The 19507-nt window shown below is 62.7% G+C and carries 22 protein-coding genes; 7 read left to right on the top strand and 15 right to left on the bottom strand.

Features of this window, described 5'->3' with window-relative positions; genetic code table 11:
- Positions 1-112: 112 nt before the first annotated feature.
- The 6 genes from ACN9MO_RS16680 to ACN9MO_RS16655 form a co-directional block, all read right to left on the bottom strand.
- On the bottom strand, positions 113-565 hold the full coding sequence (locus ACN9MO_RS16680; protein WP_112995666.1) for an NUDIX hydrolase: 453 nt from the start codon (positions 563-565) through the stop codon (positions 113-115).
- Positions 562-1401 (bottom strand): AAA family ATPase, encoded by an 840-nt coding sequence (locus tag ACN9MO_RS16675; RefSeq protein WP_112995667.1) that lies wholly within the window; start codon positions 1399-1401, stop codon positions 562-564. Before ACN9MO_RS16675 ends, ACN9MO_RS16680 begins: the two co-directional genes overlap by 4 nt.
- Positions 1402-1513: 112 nt before the next feature.
- Positions 1514-1894, bottom strand: a complete 381-nt coding sequence (locus ACN9MO_RS16670) for a RidA family protein (protein WP_057254948.1) — start codon at positions 1892-1894, stop codon at positions 1514-1516.
- Between the two features lie 8 nt (positions 1895-1902).
- A complete protein-coding gene (gene leuD / locus ACN9MO_RS16665) occupies positions 1903-2508 on the bottom strand; it encodes a 3-isopropylmalate dehydratase small subunit (RefSeq protein ID WP_057254949.1) in 606 nt (201 codons plus the stop codon).
- A gap of 154 nt (positions 2509-2662) precedes the next feature.
- Complete coding sequence (locus tag ACN9MO_RS16660) at positions 2663-3094, bottom strand: VOC family protein (RefSeq protein ID WP_057254950.1); 432 nt, start codon at positions 3092-3094, stop codon at positions 2663-2665.
- Between the two features lie 188 nt (positions 3095-3282).
- A complete protein-coding gene (locus ACN9MO_RS16655) occupies positions 3283-3537 on the bottom strand; it encodes a hypothetical protein (protein WP_058321700.1) in 255 nt (84 codons plus the stop codon).
- A gap of 125 nt (positions 3538-3662) precedes the next feature.
- Here ACN9MO_RS16655 and ACN9MO_RS16650 point away from each other — a divergent pair, with 125 nt between their 5' ends.
- A complete protein-coding gene (locus ACN9MO_RS16650; RefSeq protein WP_112995668.1) occupies positions 3663-4568 on the top strand; it encodes an HpcH/HpaI aldolase/citrate lyase family protein in 906 nt (301 codons plus the stop codon).
- Positions 4565-4771 (top strand): DUF1737 domain-containing protein, encoded by a 207-nt coding sequence (locus tag ACN9MO_RS16645; RefSeq protein WP_057254953.1) that lies wholly within the window; start codon positions 4565-4567, stop codon positions 4769-4771. Before ACN9MO_RS16650 ends, ACN9MO_RS16645 begins: the two co-directional genes overlap by 4 nt.
- Before the next feature lie 222 nt (positions 4772-4993).
- On the opposite strand, the gene ACN9MO_RS16640 is transcribed toward ACN9MO_RS16645, so the two are convergent.
- Positions 4994-5428, bottom strand: coding sequence for a metallopeptidase family protein (locus ACN9MO_RS16640; protein ID WP_057254954.1), 435 nt, complete (start codon positions 5426-5428; stop codon positions 4994-4996).
- Positions 5429-5598: 170 nt separating this feature from the next.
- On the opposite strand from ACN9MO_RS16640, the gene ACN9MO_RS16635 reads away from it, so the two are divergent.
- From ACN9MO_RS16635 to ACN9MO_RS16625, 3 genes are read left to right on the top strand one after another with little or no spacing between them, the layout of a single operon-like run.
- A complete protein-coding gene (locus ACN9MO_RS16635) occupies positions 5599-6552 on the top strand; it encodes an ImuA family protein (RefSeq protein ID WP_058321701.1) in 954 nt (317 codons plus the stop codon).
- Positions 6437-8020: a DNA polymerase Y family protein gene (locus ACN9MO_RS16630; protein WP_425987126.1), complete on the top strand. Its 1584-nt coding sequence runs from the start codon at positions 6437-6439 to the stop codon at positions 8018-8020. The genes ACN9MO_RS16635 and ACN9MO_RS16630 overlap by 116 nt, the downstream gene beginning before the upstream one ends.
- The gene (locus tag ACN9MO_RS16625) at positions 8017-11376 is read left to right on the top strand and encodes an error-prone DNA polymerase (RefSeq protein WP_113132353.1); all 3360 of its coding nucleotides are present in this window, start codon (positions 8017-8019) and stop codon (positions 11374-11376) included. Before ACN9MO_RS16630 ends, ACN9MO_RS16625 begins: the two co-directional genes overlap by 4 nt.
- A gap of 298 nt (positions 11377-11674) precedes the next feature.
- Here the strand turns inward: ACN9MO_RS16625 and ACN9MO_RS16620 are convergent, their stop codons facing one another.
- Positions 11675-11899: a hypothetical protein gene (locus ACN9MO_RS16620; protein ID WP_244495724.1), complete on the bottom strand. Its 225-nt coding sequence runs from the start codon at positions 11897-11899 to the stop codon at positions 11675-11677.
- Between ACN9MO_RS16620 and ACN9MO_RS16615 the strand changes: the two genes are divergently transcribed.
- Both ACN9MO_RS16615 and bfr read left to right on the top strand, forming a co-directional pair.
- Positions 11798-12058 carry a (2Fe-2S)-binding protein gene (locus tag ACN9MO_RS16615; protein WP_425987125.1) on the top strand — a complete coding sequence of 87 codons (261 nt, stop codon included), beginning with the start codon at positions 11798-11800 and terminating at the stop codon, positions 12056-12058. The two genes, ACN9MO_RS16620 and ACN9MO_RS16615, sit on opposite strands and share 102 nt — an antisense overlap.
- Positions 12024-12515 (top strand): bacterioferritin, encoded by a 492-nt coding sequence (gene bfr, locus ACN9MO_RS16610; protein ID WP_112995672.1) that lies wholly within the window; start codon positions 12024-12026, stop codon positions 12513-12515. Before ACN9MO_RS16615 ends, bfr begins: the two co-directional genes overlap by 35 nt.
- An 87-nt stretch (positions 12516-12602) precedes the next feature.
- Here the strand turns inward: bfr and ACN9MO_RS16605 are convergent, their stop codons facing one another.
- From ACN9MO_RS16605 to ACN9MO_RS16575, 7 genes are all read right to left on the bottom strand, one after another.
- Positions 12603-13130 (bottom strand): RNA pyrophosphohydrolase, encoded by a 528-nt coding sequence (locus ACN9MO_RS16605; RefSeq protein WP_057254959.1) that lies wholly within the window; start codon positions 13128-13130, stop codon positions 12603-12605.
- 52 nt (positions 13131-13182) lie between these two features.
- Positions 13183-14391 carry a divergent polysaccharide deacetylase family protein gene (locus tag ACN9MO_RS16600; RefSeq protein WP_113132354.1) on the bottom strand — a complete coding sequence of 403 codons (1209 nt, stop codon included), beginning with the start codon at positions 14389-14391 and terminating at the stop codon, positions 13183-13185.
- Positions 14392-14743: 352 nt separating this feature from the next.
- Complete coding sequence (locus ACN9MO_RS16595) at positions 14744-16066, bottom strand: S41 family peptidase (RefSeq protein WP_057254961.1); 1323 nt, start codon at positions 16064-16066, stop codon at positions 14744-14746.
- On the bottom strand, positions 16056-17453 hold the full coding sequence (locus ACN9MO_RS16590; RefSeq protein ID WP_112995675.1) for a murein hydrolase activator EnvC family protein: 1398 nt from the start codon (positions 17451-17453) through the stop codon (positions 16056-16058). Before ACN9MO_RS16590 ends, ACN9MO_RS16595 begins: the two co-directional genes overlap by 11 nt.
- A gap of 164 nt (positions 17454-17617) precedes the next feature.
- On the bottom strand, positions 17618-18100 hold the full coding sequence (gene rlmH / locus ACN9MO_RS16585; RefSeq protein ID WP_057254962.1) for a 23S rRNA (pseudouridine(1915)-N(3))-methyltransferase RlmH: 483 nt from the start codon (positions 18098-18100) through the stop codon (positions 17618-17620).
- Between the two features lie 260 nt (positions 18101-18360).
- The gene (rsfS, locus tag ACN9MO_RS16580; RefSeq protein ID WP_057254963.1) at positions 18361-18792 is read right to left on the bottom strand and encodes a ribosome silencing factor; all 432 of its coding nucleotides are present in this window, start codon (positions 18790-18792) and stop codon (positions 18361-18363) included.
- Positions 18793-18894: 102 nt separating this feature from the next.
- Positions 18895-19482, bottom strand: coding sequence for a nicotinate-nucleotide adenylyltransferase (locus ACN9MO_RS16575; RefSeq protein ID WP_112995716.1), 588 nt, complete (start codon positions 19480-19482; stop codon positions 18895-18897).
- Positions 19483-19507: the final 25 nt, after the last annotated feature.

The following is a 19507-nucleotide window of genomic DNA, read 5'->3' as shown; positions in this document are numbered from 1 at the left end:
GCTCGCGCCTCCCAGGGACCGATCATTTCCGTTCCAGAAAGAAGCCCGGACATCATTGTCTCGCGGCGACCGTCGCCATTTCCGTCCCCTCTCCCCGGCTGCGGGGAGAGGGCTAGGGTGAGGGGCAACTTCCGTGCGTGTGAAGATAATCTAGGCCGTCCTGCATGCCGTATCCGAGCCGACGGCTAGCCTCGTCTAAGCCGAGCCAGAAGAAGCGAAAGCGGATCGGCGCACCACCGCCAAAGGGCGTCATTTCATGGTGCAGCCAGGTTTTCTGTTGCTCGCCGGCAAGGGCGACATGAAAATAGTGCCGGCGATGGCAGATGGTCTGGCCTTCCTTCCGGAAGGAGTAGTCCTTCGTGACGAGATGGGTGAGGCCCCGCGATGGCGTCAGCCCGGTCTCTTCCACGAATTCCCGCAAGGCCGATGTTTCCGGGCTCTCGCCCGGCTCCATCGTGCCGCCGGGCACCTGCAGCTCGATCTCGGGAAAGTCCGGCTCGTCGAAGACCAGCAACTGATCTTGCCAGGTGGCGTAGATCAGGACCTTGTGGGCGTCCGGGCTCATCCGTCGCGGCGTGCCATGAAGGCCAGGCGTTCGAAGAGATGCACGTCCTGCTCGTTCTTCAGCAGCGCGCCGTGCAGCTTCGGCAGCATGGTCTTGGCGTCGGCGCGGAGGTCGGCCGGATCGACCTCGTCGGCAACCAGCAGGCGGATCCAGTCGAGCGCTTCGGAGGTGGAAGGCTTCTTTTTGAGGCCCGGCACCTGGCGGATGTCGTAGAAGGCGGCAAGGGCTGCCGAAAGCAACGTCTTGCGGATCCCGGGATAGTGCACCTCGACGATGCGGGCGAGCGTTTCGGCGTCGGGAAAGCGGATATAGTGGAAGAAGCAGCGGCGCAGAAATGCGTCCGGCAATTCCTTCTCGTTGTTGGAGGTGATGATGACGATCGGCCGGTGACGGGCGCCGATCATCTCGCCGGTCTCGTAGACATGGAATTCCATGCGGTCGAGTTCCTGCAAGAGGTCGTTCGGAAACTCGATGTCGGCCTTGTCGATCTCGTCGATCAGAAGCACCACGCGACGGTCGGCCTCGAAGGCCTGCCAGAGCTTGCCCTTGCGGATATAGTTCCTGACCTCGTTGACGCGCTCGTCGCCGAGCTGGCTGTCGCGCAGGCGCGACACGGCATCATACTCGTAAAGGCCCTGCTGCGCCTTGGTCGTCGACTTGACGCTCCATTCGATCAGATCGAGGCCAAGGGCAGCGGCAATCTGGCGGGCAAGCTCGGTCTTGCCGGTGCCGGGTTCACCCTTGACGAGCAGCGGCCGCTCCAGCCGGATCGCAGCATTGACGGCGATCATCAGGTCCTTGTCGGCGATGTAATCTGCGGTGCCTTCGAATTGCATAATCGTCTTCCGGTTCAGCATAGGTCTAGCAGGCGGTGTCCATGGACTATCGCATATTGGCCAAAATCGGAATCGATTTGAGAAGAGATGGCGTGAGCAGAAAAGCTCGGTCTCAGCCGCGGAGGGCGGTGACTTCGATCTCGATCAGCATTTCCGGGCGGATCAGATCGCAGACGATCATGGTTGCGGCCGGACGGATCTCGCCGAAGACTTCGCCGAAGATCGGGAACACCCGGTCGGCGAAGCTGGCATCGGTGACGTAGTAGTGATTGCGCACCACGTCTTTAAGCGAGAAGCCCGCTTCCTTCAGTGCGCCCTCGATCGTCTTCAGGCAATTGCGCGCCTGCTCTTCCACCGTTTCGGGCATGGTCATGGTGGCATAGTCGTAGCCGGTCGTGCCGGAGACGAAGCACCAGTCGCCCATCGCGACGGCACGCGAATAGCCTGCCGTCTTTTCGAAGGGCGAACCCGAAGAGATGAGCTTGCGCGCCATGTCTCGCTTTAAGCCCAGGGGCGCGAGGCGCCGACCGTCTTCTCGAAGCTGTCGATCGCGGTTGCCTTTTCCAGCGTCAGGCCGATATCGTCGAGGCCGTTCAGCAGGCAGTGGCGCTTGAAGGCATCGACCTCGAACTTGACCGAGCCGCCGTCCGGGCCGGTGATTTCCTGGGATTCCAGGTCGACCGAGAGGATGGCGTTGGAGCCGCGCGAAGCGTCGTCCATCAGCTTGTCGAGGTCGGCCTGGCTGACGACGATCGGCAGAATGCCGTTCTTAAAACAGTTGTTGTAGAAGATGTCGGCAAAGGACGTGGAGATCACGCAGCGGATGCCGAAGTCGAGCAGCGCCCAGGGGGCATGCTCGCGCGAGGAGCCGCAGCCGAAGTTGTCGCCGGCAACCAGGATCTTGGCGTTCTGGTAGGCGGGTTTGTTGAGCACGAAGTCCGGGTTGACCGAGCCATCCTCATTGTAGCGGGCTTCGGCGAAAAGGCCCTTGCCTAGGCCGGTGCGCTTGATCGTCTTCAGGTAATCCTTCGGAATGATCATGTCCGTGTCGATGTTGACGACGGGGAGGGGGGCGGCGACACCGGTGAGCTTGACGAATTTTTCCATAACTTCAGGCCTTCGATTTCAGAAGAATGTTGCGCTAGCGTTTAGATGAGTTTTGCGCCGAAATGAAGGAAAATCTATCCAAACACGCTTCGCCGGGCGGGTGAAAATGCCCGCCCGGTGAAAGCTTCGCCCGGATTTCGATTGTCGGGAAGCCTCAGCCTGCCTTCACCGGGCTGTTCATGGCCCAGAGAACGCCGAAGGGATCGCGGAGCTGGCCGTAGCGGTCGCCCCAGAACATCACCTCGATCGGCATCACCACCTCGGCGCCGGCGGCAACGGCGCGGTCCCACCAGGCATCGATGTCCTCGACGGTGAGCGTCAAGGTAAAGGCCTGCGGCTTTTCCAGCGGATGGCCATATTCCGGATAGGCATCCGCCAGCATCAGCGAGCTGCCGTTGACGTAGAGATGGATGTGCATCGTCCGGCCCTGCTCGTCGAGCGGATGCCGGTTGACCTCCTTGGCGCCGAAGGCGCGCTGGTAGAATTCGGATGCCTTGGCGGCGCCATCGACCTGAAGATAGGGCAGAAGCCCGTTCAGGACCGGTGCCGGCTGCTTCGTTTCGGTTTGCTGCGTCTCAGTGTCCATGTCGTTCTCCATCCTGTTCGAAGAGCCAGGACCGTGCTGGCCTGCCTCAAGGACGGACATGGAGCGATGGATCCGACACGGGGATGGAAAAATTTCGCAGCCGGCTGAATGGCAGCTCTCGAGAAACAGCAAAAGGCTTCGAGCCGATTACGGATCGGCCCGATTGCGGATCACTACGATCGCCGGGATCAGAGGTCGATGATCGTGCCGCGACCGTCGTTCCAGATGCGCATCTCGCGCTGGCTGTGGGCGGCAGCGGCGGCGGCCGGACGGGCGGTGGCGCGGGCCGGCCTGAGGTTCAGCCGGGCGGCAATCGCGCTGCCGATCACGACGACGGCGGCGATGCCGGCCAGTGCCAGCGCCAGCGAGGCGGTCAGAACGAAGGCCGCAAACGTGATGGTCAGGGCTGCGGCCGTGAAGAGAACAGAGCGAATGCTTTGCATAATCGTCACCTTTCTGATGGCGATGTGGGGGCTCCTCCCCGCACTTGCAAGAGGCGGCTTTGCGAAAGGGGTGCGGCGGTTCGCCTCGTCTTGCGGAACGAGGCAAAGGCGGGCACAACTGAAACATGAGCAAATCGATCGAACATCACCCGGTGCGCCTGCGTCGCTCGGTGCTATCGGTGCCGGCCGACAATGCCCGCGCGCTTGCCAAGGTCGCTGAACTCGCGACCGATGCCGCGATCTTCGATCTCGAGGATGCGGTTGCGCCTGAGCGCAAGATGGAAGCACGCGAGGCGCTGGTTCGGCATCTGACGACGAACCGGCCGGATTGTGAGATCGTCATCCGCATCAATGCGCTCGGTTCCGGCTTTGGCCAGGACGATCTCGCCGCGGTGCTTGCGGCGAAGCCCGACGCCATTCTTCTGCCGAAGGTCGAAAGCCCGGCGGATATCCAGGCGGCGGCCGACTGGCTGGCCGAAAACGATGCGCCGGAGACGCTGCGTCTCTGGGCGATGATCGAGACGCCGCGCGGTGTCATCAACGCGCCTCTTATCGCCGAGACCGGCCGCACCTTCGGCGGCCGGCTCGATTGTTTCGTCGTTGGTCTCAACGACCTGCGCAAGGACACCGGCGTTCCGGATCGCCCCGGTCGCCCCTATCTCGTTCCCTGGCTGATGCAGATCCTGCTTGCCGCCCGCGGCGGCGGGCTCGACGTCATCGACGCCGTGTTCAACGATTTTCGCGACGCTGATGGATTCGACGAGGAATGCCGGCAGGGCCGCGACATGGGCTATGACGGCAAGATGCTGATCCACCCGGCCCAGATCGGCCCGGCAAACGAACGTTTCGGCGTCGAGCAGATCGCCGTCGACGAGGCGCGCGCGATCATCGCTGCCTTTGCGCTCTCGGAAAACGCCGGCAAGGGCGTCATCAATCTCAACGGACGGATGGTCGAGCGGCTGCACCTCGATCAGGCCGTGATGCTCGCCGCCAAGGCGGATCTCATCGAAAAACGAAAGACAAGATCTTGAAACTCTATCGCTTCCTGACCGGTCCCGACGACGCTTCCTTCTGTCACAAGGTGACGGCAGCGCTGAACCAGGGCTGGAGCCTGCACGGCTCGCCCACCTATGCCTTCAATGCCGATACGCAGCACATGCAGTGCGGCCAGGCGGTGTTCAAGGAGGTCGAGGGCAAGGATTACACCCCGGATATCAAGCTGTCGGAACAGTAGTCGAGGCTGTTTGCCGTCGTGCAAGTTTGCCCCTCACCCTAACCCTCTCCCCGCAGGCGGGGCGAGGGGACGCGGTTGATGCTCGCAATCGGCGTGTGAGGCCTGTTTTCTGGTATCGGTTAACCCGTGCTCCGATTGGGATGCGAACGGTACCGCGAGTCTCCTTCGCCCCGCTTGCGGGGAGAAGGTGCCGGCAGGCGGATGAGGGGCAGATAAAACGGGTTAGCCGCCGACGTGCTCGACGCTGGCTTCGATCCGCTCCATGTCGTCGTCGGAAAGGCCGAAGTGATGGCCGATCTCATGGATCAGGACATGGGTGATGATGTCACCCAGCGTCTCCTCGTTCTCAGCCCAATAGTCGATGATCGGGCGGCGATAGAGGGTGATGCGGTTTGGAAACTGGCCGGTTTCCATGGTGAAGCGCTCGCTGATGCCACGGCCCTCGAAAAGGCCCAGCAGATCGAAAGGCGTTTCCAGTGCCATGTCCTCGAAAATGTCGTCGCTCGGGAAGTCGGCAACTTCGATGATGAGGTCGGTCGTCAGCTGGCGGAATTCCTGCGGCAGGTGGCCGTAGGCTTCCAGTGCGAGCTGTTCAAAAGTGGTAAGCGTCGGTGCGTGGCGTTCCCGCCAATCATCGGTCTGGTCAATGCGGGCCATAGGCACTCCTTGTTGCCCTCCATATAGCGATTTTGCCAGTGTTTTTCGAGTGTTGAATTCCGCGGGCATGGGGACAGGAATAAATTCTTAGAATTGGCTGTTGACTCATTTAGGAAGCTCTGGAATCTAATAGAACATAACATGAACATTTATGATGGGAGTTGACCGTCATGGCCGACAAAGCCGTGGAGCGGGAGACGGTACTTTCGCTCCGAGAGACCATAGCCAGGATCGAAAACCGTCGGCTTCCGGGCGTCGTGCGCGCCGCCAAGGCGGCCGATCCCGGCGGCTTCCGTCAGCGCGAGGAAGATGAGCCTGGCCGTCGGGCGCTTGCGCTTGGCGTTACGGATCTGGACACGCTTCTCGAAGGCGGCCTACCGCTCGAAGGCATGACGGAAATCCGCAATGCCGAGACGCGCGATGCCGGCGCTGCCGCCGGTTTTGCCGCAGCGCTCAGTGTGCTCTGCCAGCAGGCGCGCCTGGAAAAAGGCGAGCCGGCAGCCCCCGTTCTCTGGATCAGCCAGTCGATGGCTTCCAACGAGGCGGGCCTGCCCTATGGGTTGGGTCTCAAGGCCTATGGGCTCGATATCCGCGGCCTCGTCTTCAGCCTGCCGCGCACGGTGAAGGACGCGCTCTGGATCGCCGAGGCGGCGCTTTCCGTTCCAAGCTTCTGTGCCGTCATCCTGGAAATTCGCGGCAATCCCGCAGCTCTTGCGCTCAGCGAGAGCCGGCGCCTGCATGTTCGCTCACGCGCGGGCCATGTTCCCCTTCTGCTCCTGCGCCAGTCCGGACACGAGGAGGCCAGCAGCGCCTTCTTCCGCTTCCTTGTCGAGCCGGCGCCGGCGCGCGAGCGTCCCCTACCGGATGGATCGATGCTTCGCGGCAGCATCGGCCATCCCGTCTTTCATGTCATCGCCGAGAAGAGCAGGGCTCCTGCGCCGCTCGGCTTCCTGCTGGAGTGGAACCCCCATGACCGCCGCCTTTACCCCATCGAGCCCCTACCAGCCGCTGCTGCGGCAGATCCAGAACCAGCGCATTCTGTCGCTCGCCTTTCCGCATCTCCCGGCCGATCGGGTCGCGCGCAAGCGCTGGGGGAACTCGTGGCTTTCCCGCGGGCGTCCTGAGCATCCGCCCCTCGTCTTTGCCGACAAGGTGAAGAGTGCGATGCGCCTCGTCGCGCTCGACGGTTACGCCGAAAAAGCGGGTTTTCACATCGGCCAGGGTGTTGCCGAAGCCCGGGCCATGTGTCCCGAGATCGACGTGCTGCCGGCCGATCCCGCCGCCGATCGGGCCCTGCTCGAAGGGCTTGCGGATTGGTGTTGCCGCTATACGCCGCTCGTCGCGCTTGATGGCGACAGCGGCCTCTTTCTCGACATCACCGGCTGCGCCCATCTTCTCGGTGGGGAAAAGGCGCTGCTCGACGATCTGCTTGCCCGCCTCTTCCATCTGGGGGTCGAGGCCCGGGCGGCGATCTCCTCGTCCGCCGGGCTCTCCTGGGCGGTGGCGCGCTTCGGCTCCGACGGCATTCTCGCCCCGGACGAGGCGGCGCGGGTGCTGGCGCCGTTGCCGATGGCGGCGCTCCGGCTGCCGCGGGAAACGATCGAAACGCTTGGCCGGGTCGGGCTCAAGCAGATCGGCGACATCATCGAGGCGCCGCGCGCGCCGCTTGCCCGCCGGTTCGGCGCGACCCTGCTTCTGCGCCTCGATCAGGCGCTCGGGCGGGAGGATGAGCCACTGTCGCCGCGGCTGCCCGTTGCTGCCCTCTCAGTGGAGCGCCGTCTCGGCGAACCGGTCCAGGGCGAAGACGATATTCTCGGCTTGACGGAAGAGCTGGCGATGCGGCTGAAACCGGAACTGGAAAAGCGTGGGCAGGGCGGGCGTCTGTTCGAGCTTCTGCTTTTCCGCGTCGATGGCGCGGTCTTCCGCATCGCCGCCGGCACGTCCTCGCCGCTCAACGAGCCGCGGCGCGTCGCCGGTCTCTTCCGCGAACGGCTGCAGGCGGTGCACGAGGATCTCGATGCCGGCTTCGGCTTCGAAATCCTCAGGCTCTCGGTGCCGAAGAGCGAAAAATACGAGGTGATGCAGGAGGATTTCTCCGGCACGCCGGACCGCGAGCGCCCGCTTGCGGCTTTCGCCGACCGGGTGATGGCAAGGTTCGGGGCGGAGAGCCTGCTGGTGCCGGCTCTTTCGGAAAGCCACGTGCCGGAGCGGGCGGCAAGCTTCCGCCCACTCACGGATCTGGGGCTCATGGGCAAGGCCGAGGCGCCTGCGCAAAACATTCCCGCGACCCTGCTTGCCGCGGCGGCTCGGCCGCAGCGGCTCTTTCCAAGCCCCGAACCGGTAGAGGCGGTGGCCGAGGTGCCGGAGGGGCCGCCGAGAAGCTTCCGCTGGCGGCGCACGCTGCACCGCATCGCACGGGCCGAAGGGCCGGAGCGGATCGCCGGCGAATGGTGGCTCGACGGCGAGCCGGCGATGGAGCGCGATTATTTCCGGGTGGAAGACGAGCGCGGCCGGCGGTTCTGGCTGTTTCGCGAGGGTCATTATGGTGCGAGCGCCCCGCCGCGCTGGTTCATGCATGGAGTCTTCGCATGAGCGACGCTGTCCCCTATTTCGAGATCGGCGCCTGGTCGAATTTCTCCTTCCTCGAAGGCGCGTCCCATCCGGGCGAGATGGTGGTTGCGGCGAGCCGTCTTAACATTGGCGGCCTTGGTATTGCCGACCGCAACACGGTTGCCGGTGTGGTGCGCGCCCATGCGCAGGCCAAGGTGGAAAAATACGCCTTCCAGCCCGGCGCGCGGCTCTCCTTTGCGGAGGACCTGCCCGACGTGCTCGCCTATCCCTGCAATCGCCACGGCTGGGGCAATCTCTGCCGGATGCTGAGTGCTGGAAACCTGCGCGCCAAGAAGGGCACCTGCACGCTCTATGAAGCCGATCTCGTCGAGTGGGGCGAGGACCTGTTGCTCGTCGTGCTGCCGGATCCTGTCATCGGCGCGCCGGAAGCAACCTTGCTTGCCGACTTTCTCAAGCGCCTGAAGCCGCATTTTGCCGACCGGCTCTATCTGGCGCTGGTGCCGCGCTATGACGGCTTCGACCAGCTTGCCTTCGCCGGACTTGCGACCATTGCCCGCCATGCCGCGATCAAGCTCGTCGCCACCAACAGTCCGCTGTTTCATGTCGCCGCGCGACGGCCGCTTGCCGATGTCGTCACCGCCATCCGCGAGCATGTGACGATCGCCACCGCAGGCTACCGGTTGCATGCCAATGCCGAGCGGCATCTGAAGACGCCCGCCGAAATGGCGCGCATCTTCCGCGACTATCCGGAAGCGATCGCCAATACCGGGCATTTCTTCGGGAGGCTGAAGTTCTCGCTGTCGGATCTCGAATATCAGTATCCGGATGAAAGCATTCCGGGCGAGACGCCGACGCAGACCCTTAGGCGGCTGACGATGCAAGGCGCACACGAGCGCTATCCCGAGGGCATTTCGCAGAAGGTTTCGACGCAGATCGAGTACGAGCTCGAGCTGATCGCCAGCAAGCGTTACGAGCCCTATTTCCTGACGGTGCGCAATATCATGCAGTTTGCGCGCAAGGCCGAAATCCTCTGCCAGGGCCGCGGCTCGGCGGCGAATTCCACCGTCTGTTACTGTCTGAGGATCACCGAAGTCGATCCGCTTTCGACCACCCTGCTCTTCGACCGCTTCCTCTCGACCGAGCGCGACGAGCCGCCGGATATCGACGTCGATTTCGAGCACGAGAAGCGGGAAGAGGTGATCCAGCATATCTACCGCACCTACGGCAAGGAGCATGCGGGGCTGACGGCCGCCGTCATCAGCTATCGGGCGCGCTCGGCCGGCCGCGAGACTGCCAAGGCTTTCGGGTTCTCAGAAGACGTGCAATCGGCGCTTGCCGGTTCGGTCTGGGGCTGGTCGGTCGCCGATCTCTCGGAGCGTGAGGCGCAGGCTGCCGGGCTCGATACGAAGGATCCGACGACGGTGAAGGTGCTCGACTATGCCACCGAACTGATGAGCTTCCCGCGCCATCTTTCGCAGCATGTCGGGGGCTTCGTTATTACCCGCGACCGGCTCGACGAGGTCGTGCCGATCATGAACACGGCAATGCCCGACCGCTACATGATCGAGTGGGACAAGGACGATCTCGACACGCTGAAGATCCTGAAGATCGACGTGTTGGCGCTCGGCATGCTCACCTGCATCGCCCGCGCCTTCGAGCTTCTCGACCGGCATTACGGCGAGCGGAAAAACCTGCACCAGCTCTTCAAGGATGAGCAGAAAGCCGTCTACGACATGATATGCCGCGCCGATACGATCGGCGTCTTCCAGATCGAAAGCCGGGCGCAGATGAGCATGCTGCCACGGCTGAAGCCGCGCATCTTCTATGATCTCGTCATCGAGGTGGCGATCGTCCGGCCCGGGCCGATCCAGGGCAACATGGTGCATCCCTATCTGAAGCGGCGCGAGCAGCGCGCACGCAATATCCCCATCGAATATCCAAGCCCTGAGCTGAAGGTCGTGCTGGAGCGGACGCTCGGCGTGCCGCTGTTCCAGGAGCAGGCGATGCAGATCGCCATCACCGCCGCCGGTTTCTCACCCAGTGAGGCCGATCGGCTGCGTCGCGCCATGGCGACCTTCAAGCGCACCGGCACCATCCATACCTTCCACGAGAAGATGATCGAAGGCATGGTCAAGAACAAATATCCGCGCGATTTCGCCGAGCGCTGCTTCAAGCAGATCGAAGGTTTCGGCGAATATGGCTTTCCCGAAAGTCATGCCGCGTCCTTCGCGCTCTTGGTCTATGTCTCGTCCTGGCTGAAGACCTATTATCCGGATGTCTTCTGTGCCGCCCTTCTGAACTCGCAGCCGATGGGCTTTTACGCGCCCGGGCAACTGGTGCGCGACGCGCGCGAGCATGGGGTCCGGGTGCGTCCCGTCGACATCAATCATTCGGTCTGGGATGCCGATCTCGAAGAGGGTGGCCTCGATAAGGGTGCCATCGAGCCGCGTCATCGCGAAATGGAGGACGTGATCAAGACTGACAAGGCGATGCGCCTCGGCTTCAATTCGATCAAGGGGCTGAACCAAGAAGAGATCGAGAAGAAACTCGTCGCCAACCGGGGTACCGGTTACGGGACGGTCCGTGACCTCTGGCTGCGCTCGGGTCTCTCCCGTTCCGCGCTCGAAAGGCTCGCCGATGCGGACGCTTTCCGTTCGATCGGGCTCGATCGCCGCAAGGCGCTCTGGGCGGTGAAGGCGCTGGACGAAAAGAGTGCTGCCGAAAGGCTACCGCTCTTCGAAGGCGCGGCGAGGGCGGAATTGCGGCCGGAGCCAGCCATGATCCTGCCGGAGATGTTGCCGGGCGAGCAGGTGATCAACGATTATCGTTATCTCTCCTTCTCGCTCAAGGCGCATCCGGTCTCCTTCCTGCGAGAGACGCTTTCCGAACAGGGCATCGTCACCAGCCGCACGCTTGCGACCGCCCCGGTCGGGCGGCGGATAACCGTCGCCGGGTTGGTGCTCGTTCGCCAGCGTCCGGGCTCCGCCAAGGGCGTCATCTTCATGACGATCGAGGACGAAACCGGCGTTGCCAATGCGATCGTCTGGCCGAAGGTGTTTGCGACCTATCGCCCGGTGGTCATGGGCGCGCGGTTGGTCAAGATCCGCGGCCGGCTGCAGCGCGAAAGCAGCGTCATCCACGTGGTCGCCGAACACATCGAGGACATCACGCCGATGCTGGGACTGTTGCGCACGGAGGCGCGGCGGTTCGGCGCAAGCGACCGTGCCGATGAAGCGCTGAGGCCCACCGGCGACGCGCGCGAGAAGAAGGCGCAGGGCGATCTGCGCCTGGCCACGGTGCGGCGTTCCGGTGGCAGCCCGGAACAGACGACGGCCGAGGTGGCAGACGTGATGCCGAAGGGGCGCAATTTCCATTGAAGGGAGGGTCCGACCCTCGCTGCTTCAACGGGCAGCCGGGTGGGCCTTTCGAGGAAAAAGCAGATCAACTTACCTAGGTCCGGAACGGTCCGGATCATCATGTGTGAGGCCACAGTCGGGCTCTTCATAGTAGGGTAGCGCCTGCGGTGTGTAAAAATGTCGCAGGAAACGCGCGGCATGATCGACCTCTGGTTTACAAGAATAGTCGTTCACGTTTCTCTAAAATTCTGAAAAGACGAAGTTTTTTGTCAAGTTTAGAGTCGTTCTAATCGACCTGCAACTTCCGCTCGCGGAGTTTTTAGTTGACACTAAATGTCCTGTTTTGCTTTATGCGCTGATACAGGGCGTTGCGTACGACAGGCGAGACGACATGCTGGTTTGCAGCTGCAATTTCATCACGGAAAAAGAGATCGAGGATACGATCATCGGCCTCCTCGACGAGGACTGTTGGCAGCTGATCGTGCCGGCGAAAGTCTATCACGCGATGGAAAAGCGCGGCCGTTGCTGCGGTTGCTTCCCCAATGTCGTCGACATCATCATCCGCACCACCGAGCAATATCACGCGCACCGCGACTCGACGGACGCCGAGATATTTGATTTCATGACCCGCCTCAAACAATTCCATGAGGATAATCGGAGGGCGGATCTTGAAAGGCGACACAAAAGTCATCGAGCAGCTTAACGAAGCGCTCTATCTCGAACTCGGTGCCGTCAACCAGTATTGGCTGCATTACCGCCTCCTCGAAGACTGGGGTTACACGCTTCTCGCCAAGAAGGAGCGCGCAGAATCCATCGAGGAGATGCAGCATGCCGACAAGCTCGTTGCGCGCATCATCTTCCTTGAAGGCCACCCCAACCTGCAGACGGTTGCGCCGTTGCGCATCGGCCAGAACGTCAAGGAAGTGCTGAAGGCCGACCTCGCCGGCGAATACGACGCCCGCACCGCCTACAAGAAATCACGCGACATCTGTCACGCCGCTGGAGACTATGTCTCCATGAAGCTCTTCGAAGAACTGCTCGCCGACGAAGAGGGCCACATCGACTTCCTGGAAACCCAGCTCGAGCTGCTCGACAAGATCGGCGAAGAGAAATACGGCCAGCTCAACGCTGCCCCGGCCAACGAGGCCGAAGCCGACTGAGTTCGGCGCAATATTTGAAAGAAAGGCCGGCGATCTCGCCGGCTTTTTTGTCAGTGAGAACTGCTGCGCACTTTTGCGCCACACGCCTTACGGCGCGAGATGCGCGAAGGCCGTGACGACCTCCTCGTAGACCTTGCGCTTGAACGGCACGATCAGTTCCGGCAGTTCGCGCATCGGTTTCCACTCCCAGGCGTCGAACTCCGGCTCATGCCCGCCCGGCGGCGGGTTGATGGCGATTTCGTTCTCCTCGCCCTCGAAGCGGAAGGCATACCAGCGTTGTGTCTGGCCGCGATACTTGCCCTTGAGACCGATGCCGATCAGGTGCTCGGGCAGATCGTAGTTGATCCAGCCGGGCGCTTCGGCGAGCAGCGACACTGTGCTCATGCCGGTTTCTTCGTAGAGTTCGCGATAGGCGGCCTTCAGCGGATCCTCACCCTTGTCGATGCCGCCCTGCGGCATCTGCCATTGCTGCGGCGAGCCATCATATTCGGAATTGCCGACGGCGATGCGATGTCCAGCCCAGACGAGACCCGCGCGGTTCAGCACCATGACCCCTACGCAAGGACGATAGGGAAGGTCCTCCGCTCTGAGTTGTTTGTCCTTGTCTTTGCTCATCGGCTGCCTCTTCTTTACAATCGTCAAATCATCCTGTCGGGATGGCTGTAACCTAGTTCTGTTGCGGATCCTTGACGAGCGCGGAAACGCCGACGATCTCGATGCCGCGCCCCTGTGCCTCGCCGATCCAGGAGGCAATCGCGCCGACGCTTTCGTCGAAGGCGGAGGCGACGCCGATGGCGGTGCCATTGCGGCGCGCAATGCGCTCGAGCTCGTCGAGCTTCTTCAGGATCGCGCTGCGGCTGAGCTCCGTGTCGAGTGTCAGGTCGGCAAAGCCATGCGGCACATCGAAGGCATCGGCGAGCTTGCCCGAGAGCGATTGCGCCGAGGTACCGTCGTCGAGGAACAGCAGGCCGCGCTTGCCGAGATCGCGCATGACCGGCTCCAGCGCATCGGCATCCGACAGGAAGCGGCCGCCGAGATAATTCATGATGCCGGTATAATTGGTGATCTCGGCGAGGTTGCGGTGCAGTTCGGTCAGGTTCTTCTTGGCGCCGAGACCGATGCGCAAGGCGTTGGGACCGGGATCATTGGCCGGATAGTCGAACGGCTCCATCGGCACCTGCAGCAGGATCTCATGGCCGCTTCGGCGTGCCTCCTGCATCCAGCGCTGCAGGCTGTTTCCGGCGGTAGCAAAGCCCAGCGTCACTTCGCCCGGCAGGTCGCGGATCGCCCTCTGCGTTCCGGTCTGGCTGAGGCCGAGACCGCCGACGACCAGCGCGATGCGGGTGCCGCGCGCGCCGGACCAGGGCCGCGCATATTGATCCATCGGGCGCAGCCCGTCCGGACCGGTGATCGGCAGGCGCCCGGCGGGGCTCTCTTCCAGGAGATCGTCATTGGGCATGGCCGCCATGCGCGGATCCTGGCCGCGGATCGGACCGACATTGATGAGGGCAGGGCCCTTGCCGTCGCGGCCGCGCGGCGAAAACGTGGTAACGGTGGAACCGTCATCGGTGAGCGTATGTTCGACGTCGGCGCCGGAATAGGCGGTCCCCGGCTTCATCGTTCCGCCCGCGCCCGATTGGCCATTTTCTGCCTTCGCTGGTTTCTCGTCGGTGCCCTTGGCGCTCTCGTTCGCCGCTGTTTCGGTCTGACCGCGCTTCAGTCCATCAGGCGCAAGGGTGCCCCACAGCGACAGTCCGACAACCGTCGCAATACAGAGGCCGAGTAAAGAGAACCCGAGCATGCGTCGGGGATTGCGCTTCGCCGCTGGCTTTACCCGCCGGTTCTGGCCCAGGGGGGCATTGAGATCAGTTCCCAAACGGAGCCTCGGTCGATCTGTGCGATGTTGCCGCTTCTGCACGCCCGCCTAAGATCATAGTCGATCACAGGACAAAACACGCAGCAATTCAAAGTGCTGCAGCGACCTTTGCGCATCGAGCAGGACGCGCGGCGCTGCAGTGCGAGGCGGCGCTGAGACGCTTCGCCTGTTCTTCCCTTAGCGCGCCGGTGGCCTGAGAATCAGTGGCCGCGACAGCGCCTGTACCCCTATAATTTAGCGGTGTCGCGTTGACCAGTGCATCTGCCTTGGGCGGAGGATGCGCCTTACTGAAATGCAGAGCGCCGCGTGTTCTTTCGAACACGCGGCGCTCTCAATTGCATACCCTGCAGGCTTACTTCTTGAGCTGCGCCTGTTCCGGGTTGGCCGGGAAGGTCGGATCCGTCTTCTTGCCACGCAACAGGTCGAGTGCGTAGTTGAGCTGCAGGTCGTCCTTCGTTTCCGGCGGCACATAGGCGACCGAGCCCGAACCTTCGTCGGTCTCGCTCTGACCCTGGATGTGACCGCGCAGGTCGGATTCGCCCTGAGCCTCGACCTTGCCGAGCAGTTCCGGCGGTAGTGGCTGTTCGACCTTGATGTCGGGCGAGATACCCGTGCCCTGGATCGATTTGCCCGACGGCGTGTAGTAGAGCGCCGTCGTCAGACGCAGTGCACCGGCTTCTCCGAGCGGGATGATCGTCTGGACCGAACCCTTGCCGAAGGAGCGCGTGCCGAGAACGGTTGCGCGCTTCAGATCCTGCAGGGCGCCGGCGACGATTTCCGAAGCGGAAGCCGAGCCGCCGTTGACGAGCACGATCACCGGCTTGCCATCGGTCAGGTCGCCCGGCGTCGCGTTGAAGCGGCGGGTTTCGTCCGGGTTGCGGCCGCGGGTCGAAACGACCTCGCCACGCTCCAGGAAGGCGTCGGAGACGTTGATCGCCTGGTCGAGCAGGCCACCCGGATTGAGGCGCAGGTCGAGCACATAGCCCTTGAGCTTGTCGGCCGGCACTTCCGCCTTGATCTTCTCGATGCCCTTCTTCAGGTCGTCATAGGTCTTCTCGGTGAAGGAGATGACGCGCAGGTAGCCGACGTCGCCTTCGGTGCGAACCTTGACGGCGCGAACGGCGATGACGTCGCGAACGATCGTCAGTTCGATCGGCTTGTCCGCGCCCTTGCGCAGGATCGTCAGCTTGATCGGGGTGCCGACGGCGCCGCGCATCTTTTCAACCGCGTCTTCGAGCTTCAGGCCACGAACGTCCGCACCGTCAATCTTCGAAATGAAGTCGCCGGCAAGCACGCCGGCGCGTGCCGCAGGCGTGTCGTCGATCGGGCTCGTCACCTTGACGAGGTCGTCTTCCATCGTGACTTCGATGCCGAGACCGCCGAACTCACCGCGGGTCTGGGTGCGCATGTCCTCGGCGTCGGCCGAGTTCATGTAGCTCGAATGCGGATCAAGCGAGGAGAGCATGCCATTGATGGCGTTCTCGATCAGCTTGTCGTCCTGCGGCGGCGTCACATATTGCGCGCGCACGCGTTCGAATACGTCGCCGAAAATTGCCAGTTCGCGATAGGTCGAGGTGTTGGCAGCGACGGCCGGAACGACAGCCGAATAAACCACGCCCATCGCGGTCGCGCCCATGAGCGCTCCGACCAGAACAAGTGAAGCCCTACGTATCATTTCGCGCCTTTCCAACCTCTGCTGCGGTCCACCACGGTCGGGAATCAACCGGTTTTCCGTCTTTTCGGAATTCAATGTAAAGCGTCGGCCGGTCCGTTTCCAGCGCCAAGGCCGCAGCACTTGCGACTCTTTTTGCGCCCATCGTCGCCAGCGGTTCACCCGCCACGACGAATTGTCCGGTCTGCACGCTCACCGTCTCCATGCCGGACAGCACCACATGGTAGCCGTCACCAGGATTGAGAATGATCATCTGCCCATAACTGCGGAAATTGCCTGCATAGACGATCCAGCCATCTGACGGCGCAGTCACCAGCGCGCCGGGATTGGTTTCCAGCATGATCCCTTGCAGGGAGTGCCCCGTGCCATCGGCATCACCAAACTTTCGCAAAAGCGATCCCGCGGCCGGATAGGCAAGCTTATTCCTCAGCTCCGAAAACACGTATGCTGGCGCAATGCGGTTTTTGTCGGGCACGGCATTGCGGGCCAACTCGCGTGCCGCTTCGCGCTCGGCCTCGCTCATGCGCAGGCGCTCTTGCTCCTGGGCGCGGGCTGCTTCTGCGGCCTCTCGAACAGAGGCGATCTGGCTTTCGAGCGAGCCGATCAGGCCCTGGAGATTGGTGGCCTGGCTGGCAAGTTCCTGCGCCTTGCGCTGCTCGGCGGCGAGCTCGCTGGCGCGCGACTGGCGCAGCTTCTCCTTTTCGGCGACCAGCATCGACATGCGGCGCTCTTCTTCGACATTGGCCGTCATCGTCGCAGTCAGCTCTTCACGCTGCCGGTCGATGCCGGCGCGAATGTCGGCCAATGCCTTGAGGTCGGCCACCAGGTTTTCGGTTTCCTTGCGAAGACCGGGTACGACGGCGCCGAGCAGAATGGCGCTTCGCACCGAGGACAGCGCATCCTCCGGCGTCACCAGGATCGCTGGCGGCGGGTTGCGTCCCATCCGCTGCAGCGCGGCGAGAACTTCGGCAAGTACCCCGCGGCGCGAATGCAGGGACTTTCGGACGGCGTCCTCCTTGGTTCGCAGATCGCTCAGTTTCTTTTCGCCGTCGACGATCTGTTGCTCAAGGCCCTGGCGTTTTTTGGCGGAATCGACGATCGCAGCGCGCAGCGTCTCGTTGGTCTTGTCGATCTCGGCGATGGTCTCGGTCAGCGCGTTGGCGCGTTCCTGCGACAGCGTGATGGTCTTCGAAAGCGCGTCGAGTTCGCTGCGCGTGCTGTTGCGGCGAAGGGTGAGGTCGGCGGCAGGATCGGGTGGCCCCTGTTCCTGGCCGGCCATCGAGGCGCCGGGCGGCGTGACCTCCTGGGCGCCGGCCGGCAGGCCGATCGCCAGCGCGAGCGCAAAGGCCGCCGCTTTACGGGCAAGCCGTCCTGCGTCGTCTCTTCCCATGCTGAAAGCGCTGGTCCTGCCTCGGCGCGTCATCGGTTTGCGTGCGTCCATCCGAAAAATATGAAGAAAAAACCTAATCTGATTTGTCGCGCACGACCAAGCATATTCTCGTTATCGGTGCGTGTTGCCGGGTGAAGGATCCCGCGGAAAACGGCCCACGTCGCCTAGACCCGATGATAGGGGTGGCCGGAGAGAATGGTGACGGCGCGGTAAAGCTGCTCGGCGATCAGAATACGCACGAGCTGGTGCGGCCAGGTCATCTTTCCAAGGTTGAGCACCGCATCGGCGCGGGCGTGAAGGCTCGGGTCGAGGCCGTCGGCGCCGCCGATCGCAATCATCAGGTCGCGCTTGCCGCTGTCGCGGAACGTACCGAGGAGCGATGCAAAGCCTTCGGAATCGAGCGCCTTGCCACGTTCGTCGAGAAGCACGAGCAGGCTGCCTTCGGCAAGCGCCTTCTCAAGCTGGGAGGCTTCTTCCCGCTTGCGCGTGTCGGCATTCGACGCACGGCTTTCGTTGACTTCGACGACGCGGGAAAGTTCCAGACCGATCGCCGGACCGGCCTTGGAAAAGCGATCGAGATAACGGGCCGCGAGATCCTTTTCCGGCCCCGCCTTGAGGCGGCCGACTGCGAAAAGTCCGATACGCATGACCTTACCCGTCCTCGCTTGCGCTGCAACGCACACTGCATAGTTCCTGAAATCGGATCGATTCAAGGAGAATCTTATGCCGCGTCCATGGAGCCTTGCAGCGTCGTTCGCGCCTGGTCCGGATAACGAGCCCAAAAGGTTACGATCAGTCGCAACAAACTTCCGGCTGACAACGCCGCGAGCGGCGCCAGCCCTTCAAATTCATGCATGACCGCATCTCGGCTCGTCCGGCACTCAGCTGCGCGGCGACCCGGTCGGTCTCAATGCAAGGTGCCGTCCTCGATCTCAGGAGCCGCCCACATCCTCTCGATGTTGTAGAACTCCCGGATCTCCGGCCGGAAGATGTGAACGATCACATCGCCGGTGTCGATCAGCACCCAGTCACCGCCTTCCAGACCTTCGACACGGGCATTGCCAAAGCCCCCGTCTTTCAGGTCGGTCGTCAGGTGATCGGCAATGGCCATCACATGCCTCGTCGATCGCCCGGAGACAACGACCATGAAGTCTCCCAGCGCCGATTTTCCGGCAATGTTGATGCTGACGATATCTTCTGCCTTCGAGTCCTCTAGGCTTTCGAGGACCAGTTGAAGCGCACGGACAGCGGCTTCGTCGCTAGATCCCGTGCTGCGCGGGAACGCGGAGACCGCATATCCCTTGGCGTGTGCTGTTGTCAGGGTCTTTCCTTTCCACATGAACAGAACAGGCACTATCGATTCGAACAAAGATCGAACCGTTAGTGAATGTAGGCATCAAACCGTAGCGGTTTCAAGACAGGAGAAGTGAATCATGGGAATTCACGTAGGCTTCGCCGCCCGAAGCGCGGTCGAGCTCATCGATGAGCGCGGCCCATGGATGAAGGTCCAGGCGGGGGCTGCGTGATAGGCCAGACGGCGGGCGTCGTCCTCGTCGATGCGGGCATAGTCGAAGGTCCTGGCCATGCGCGAGGAGAGATAGGCGAGCGTCGAGCCCGGCCGGTCGATGACGGCGATCGGGAAGGTGCGGGCGATCTTCTGCCAGTTCTGCCAGCGGTGAATGCTCTTCAGGTTGTCGGCGCCCATGATCCAGACGAAGCGGATATCGCGGTTGCGGGCGCGCACCGTCTCCAGCGTGCGGGCGGTGTAGCTTTGGCCTAGTGCCTGTTCGAAGGCGGTCACCTTGATGCGCGGGTTGGGTGCGATCTTCTCGCTCAAGGCGATGCGGTCGGCGAGCGGCGCCAGGTTGTTGTGGTCTTTCAGCGGATTGCCGGGGGTCACCATCCACCAGAGCTGGTCGAGCCCCAACCGCTGGATCGCCGTATCGGCAACGAGCACATGGCCCTCGTGCGGCGGATTGAACGATCCACCGAAGAGGCCGACCACCATGCCGCTCTCGACATGGGGCATGCGCAGGTAGCGGGCGTTGACCTTG

The sequence above is a fragment of the Ensifer sp. R-19 genome (genome assembly GCF_049905105.1).
Taxonomy (GTDB): Bacteria; Pseudomonadota; Alphaproteobacteria; order Rhizobiales; family Rhizobiaceae; genus Ensifer.
The sequence above is the reverse complement of the archived record's forward strand: the minus strand, read 5'-3'. Positions and strand labels throughout refer to the sequence as shown.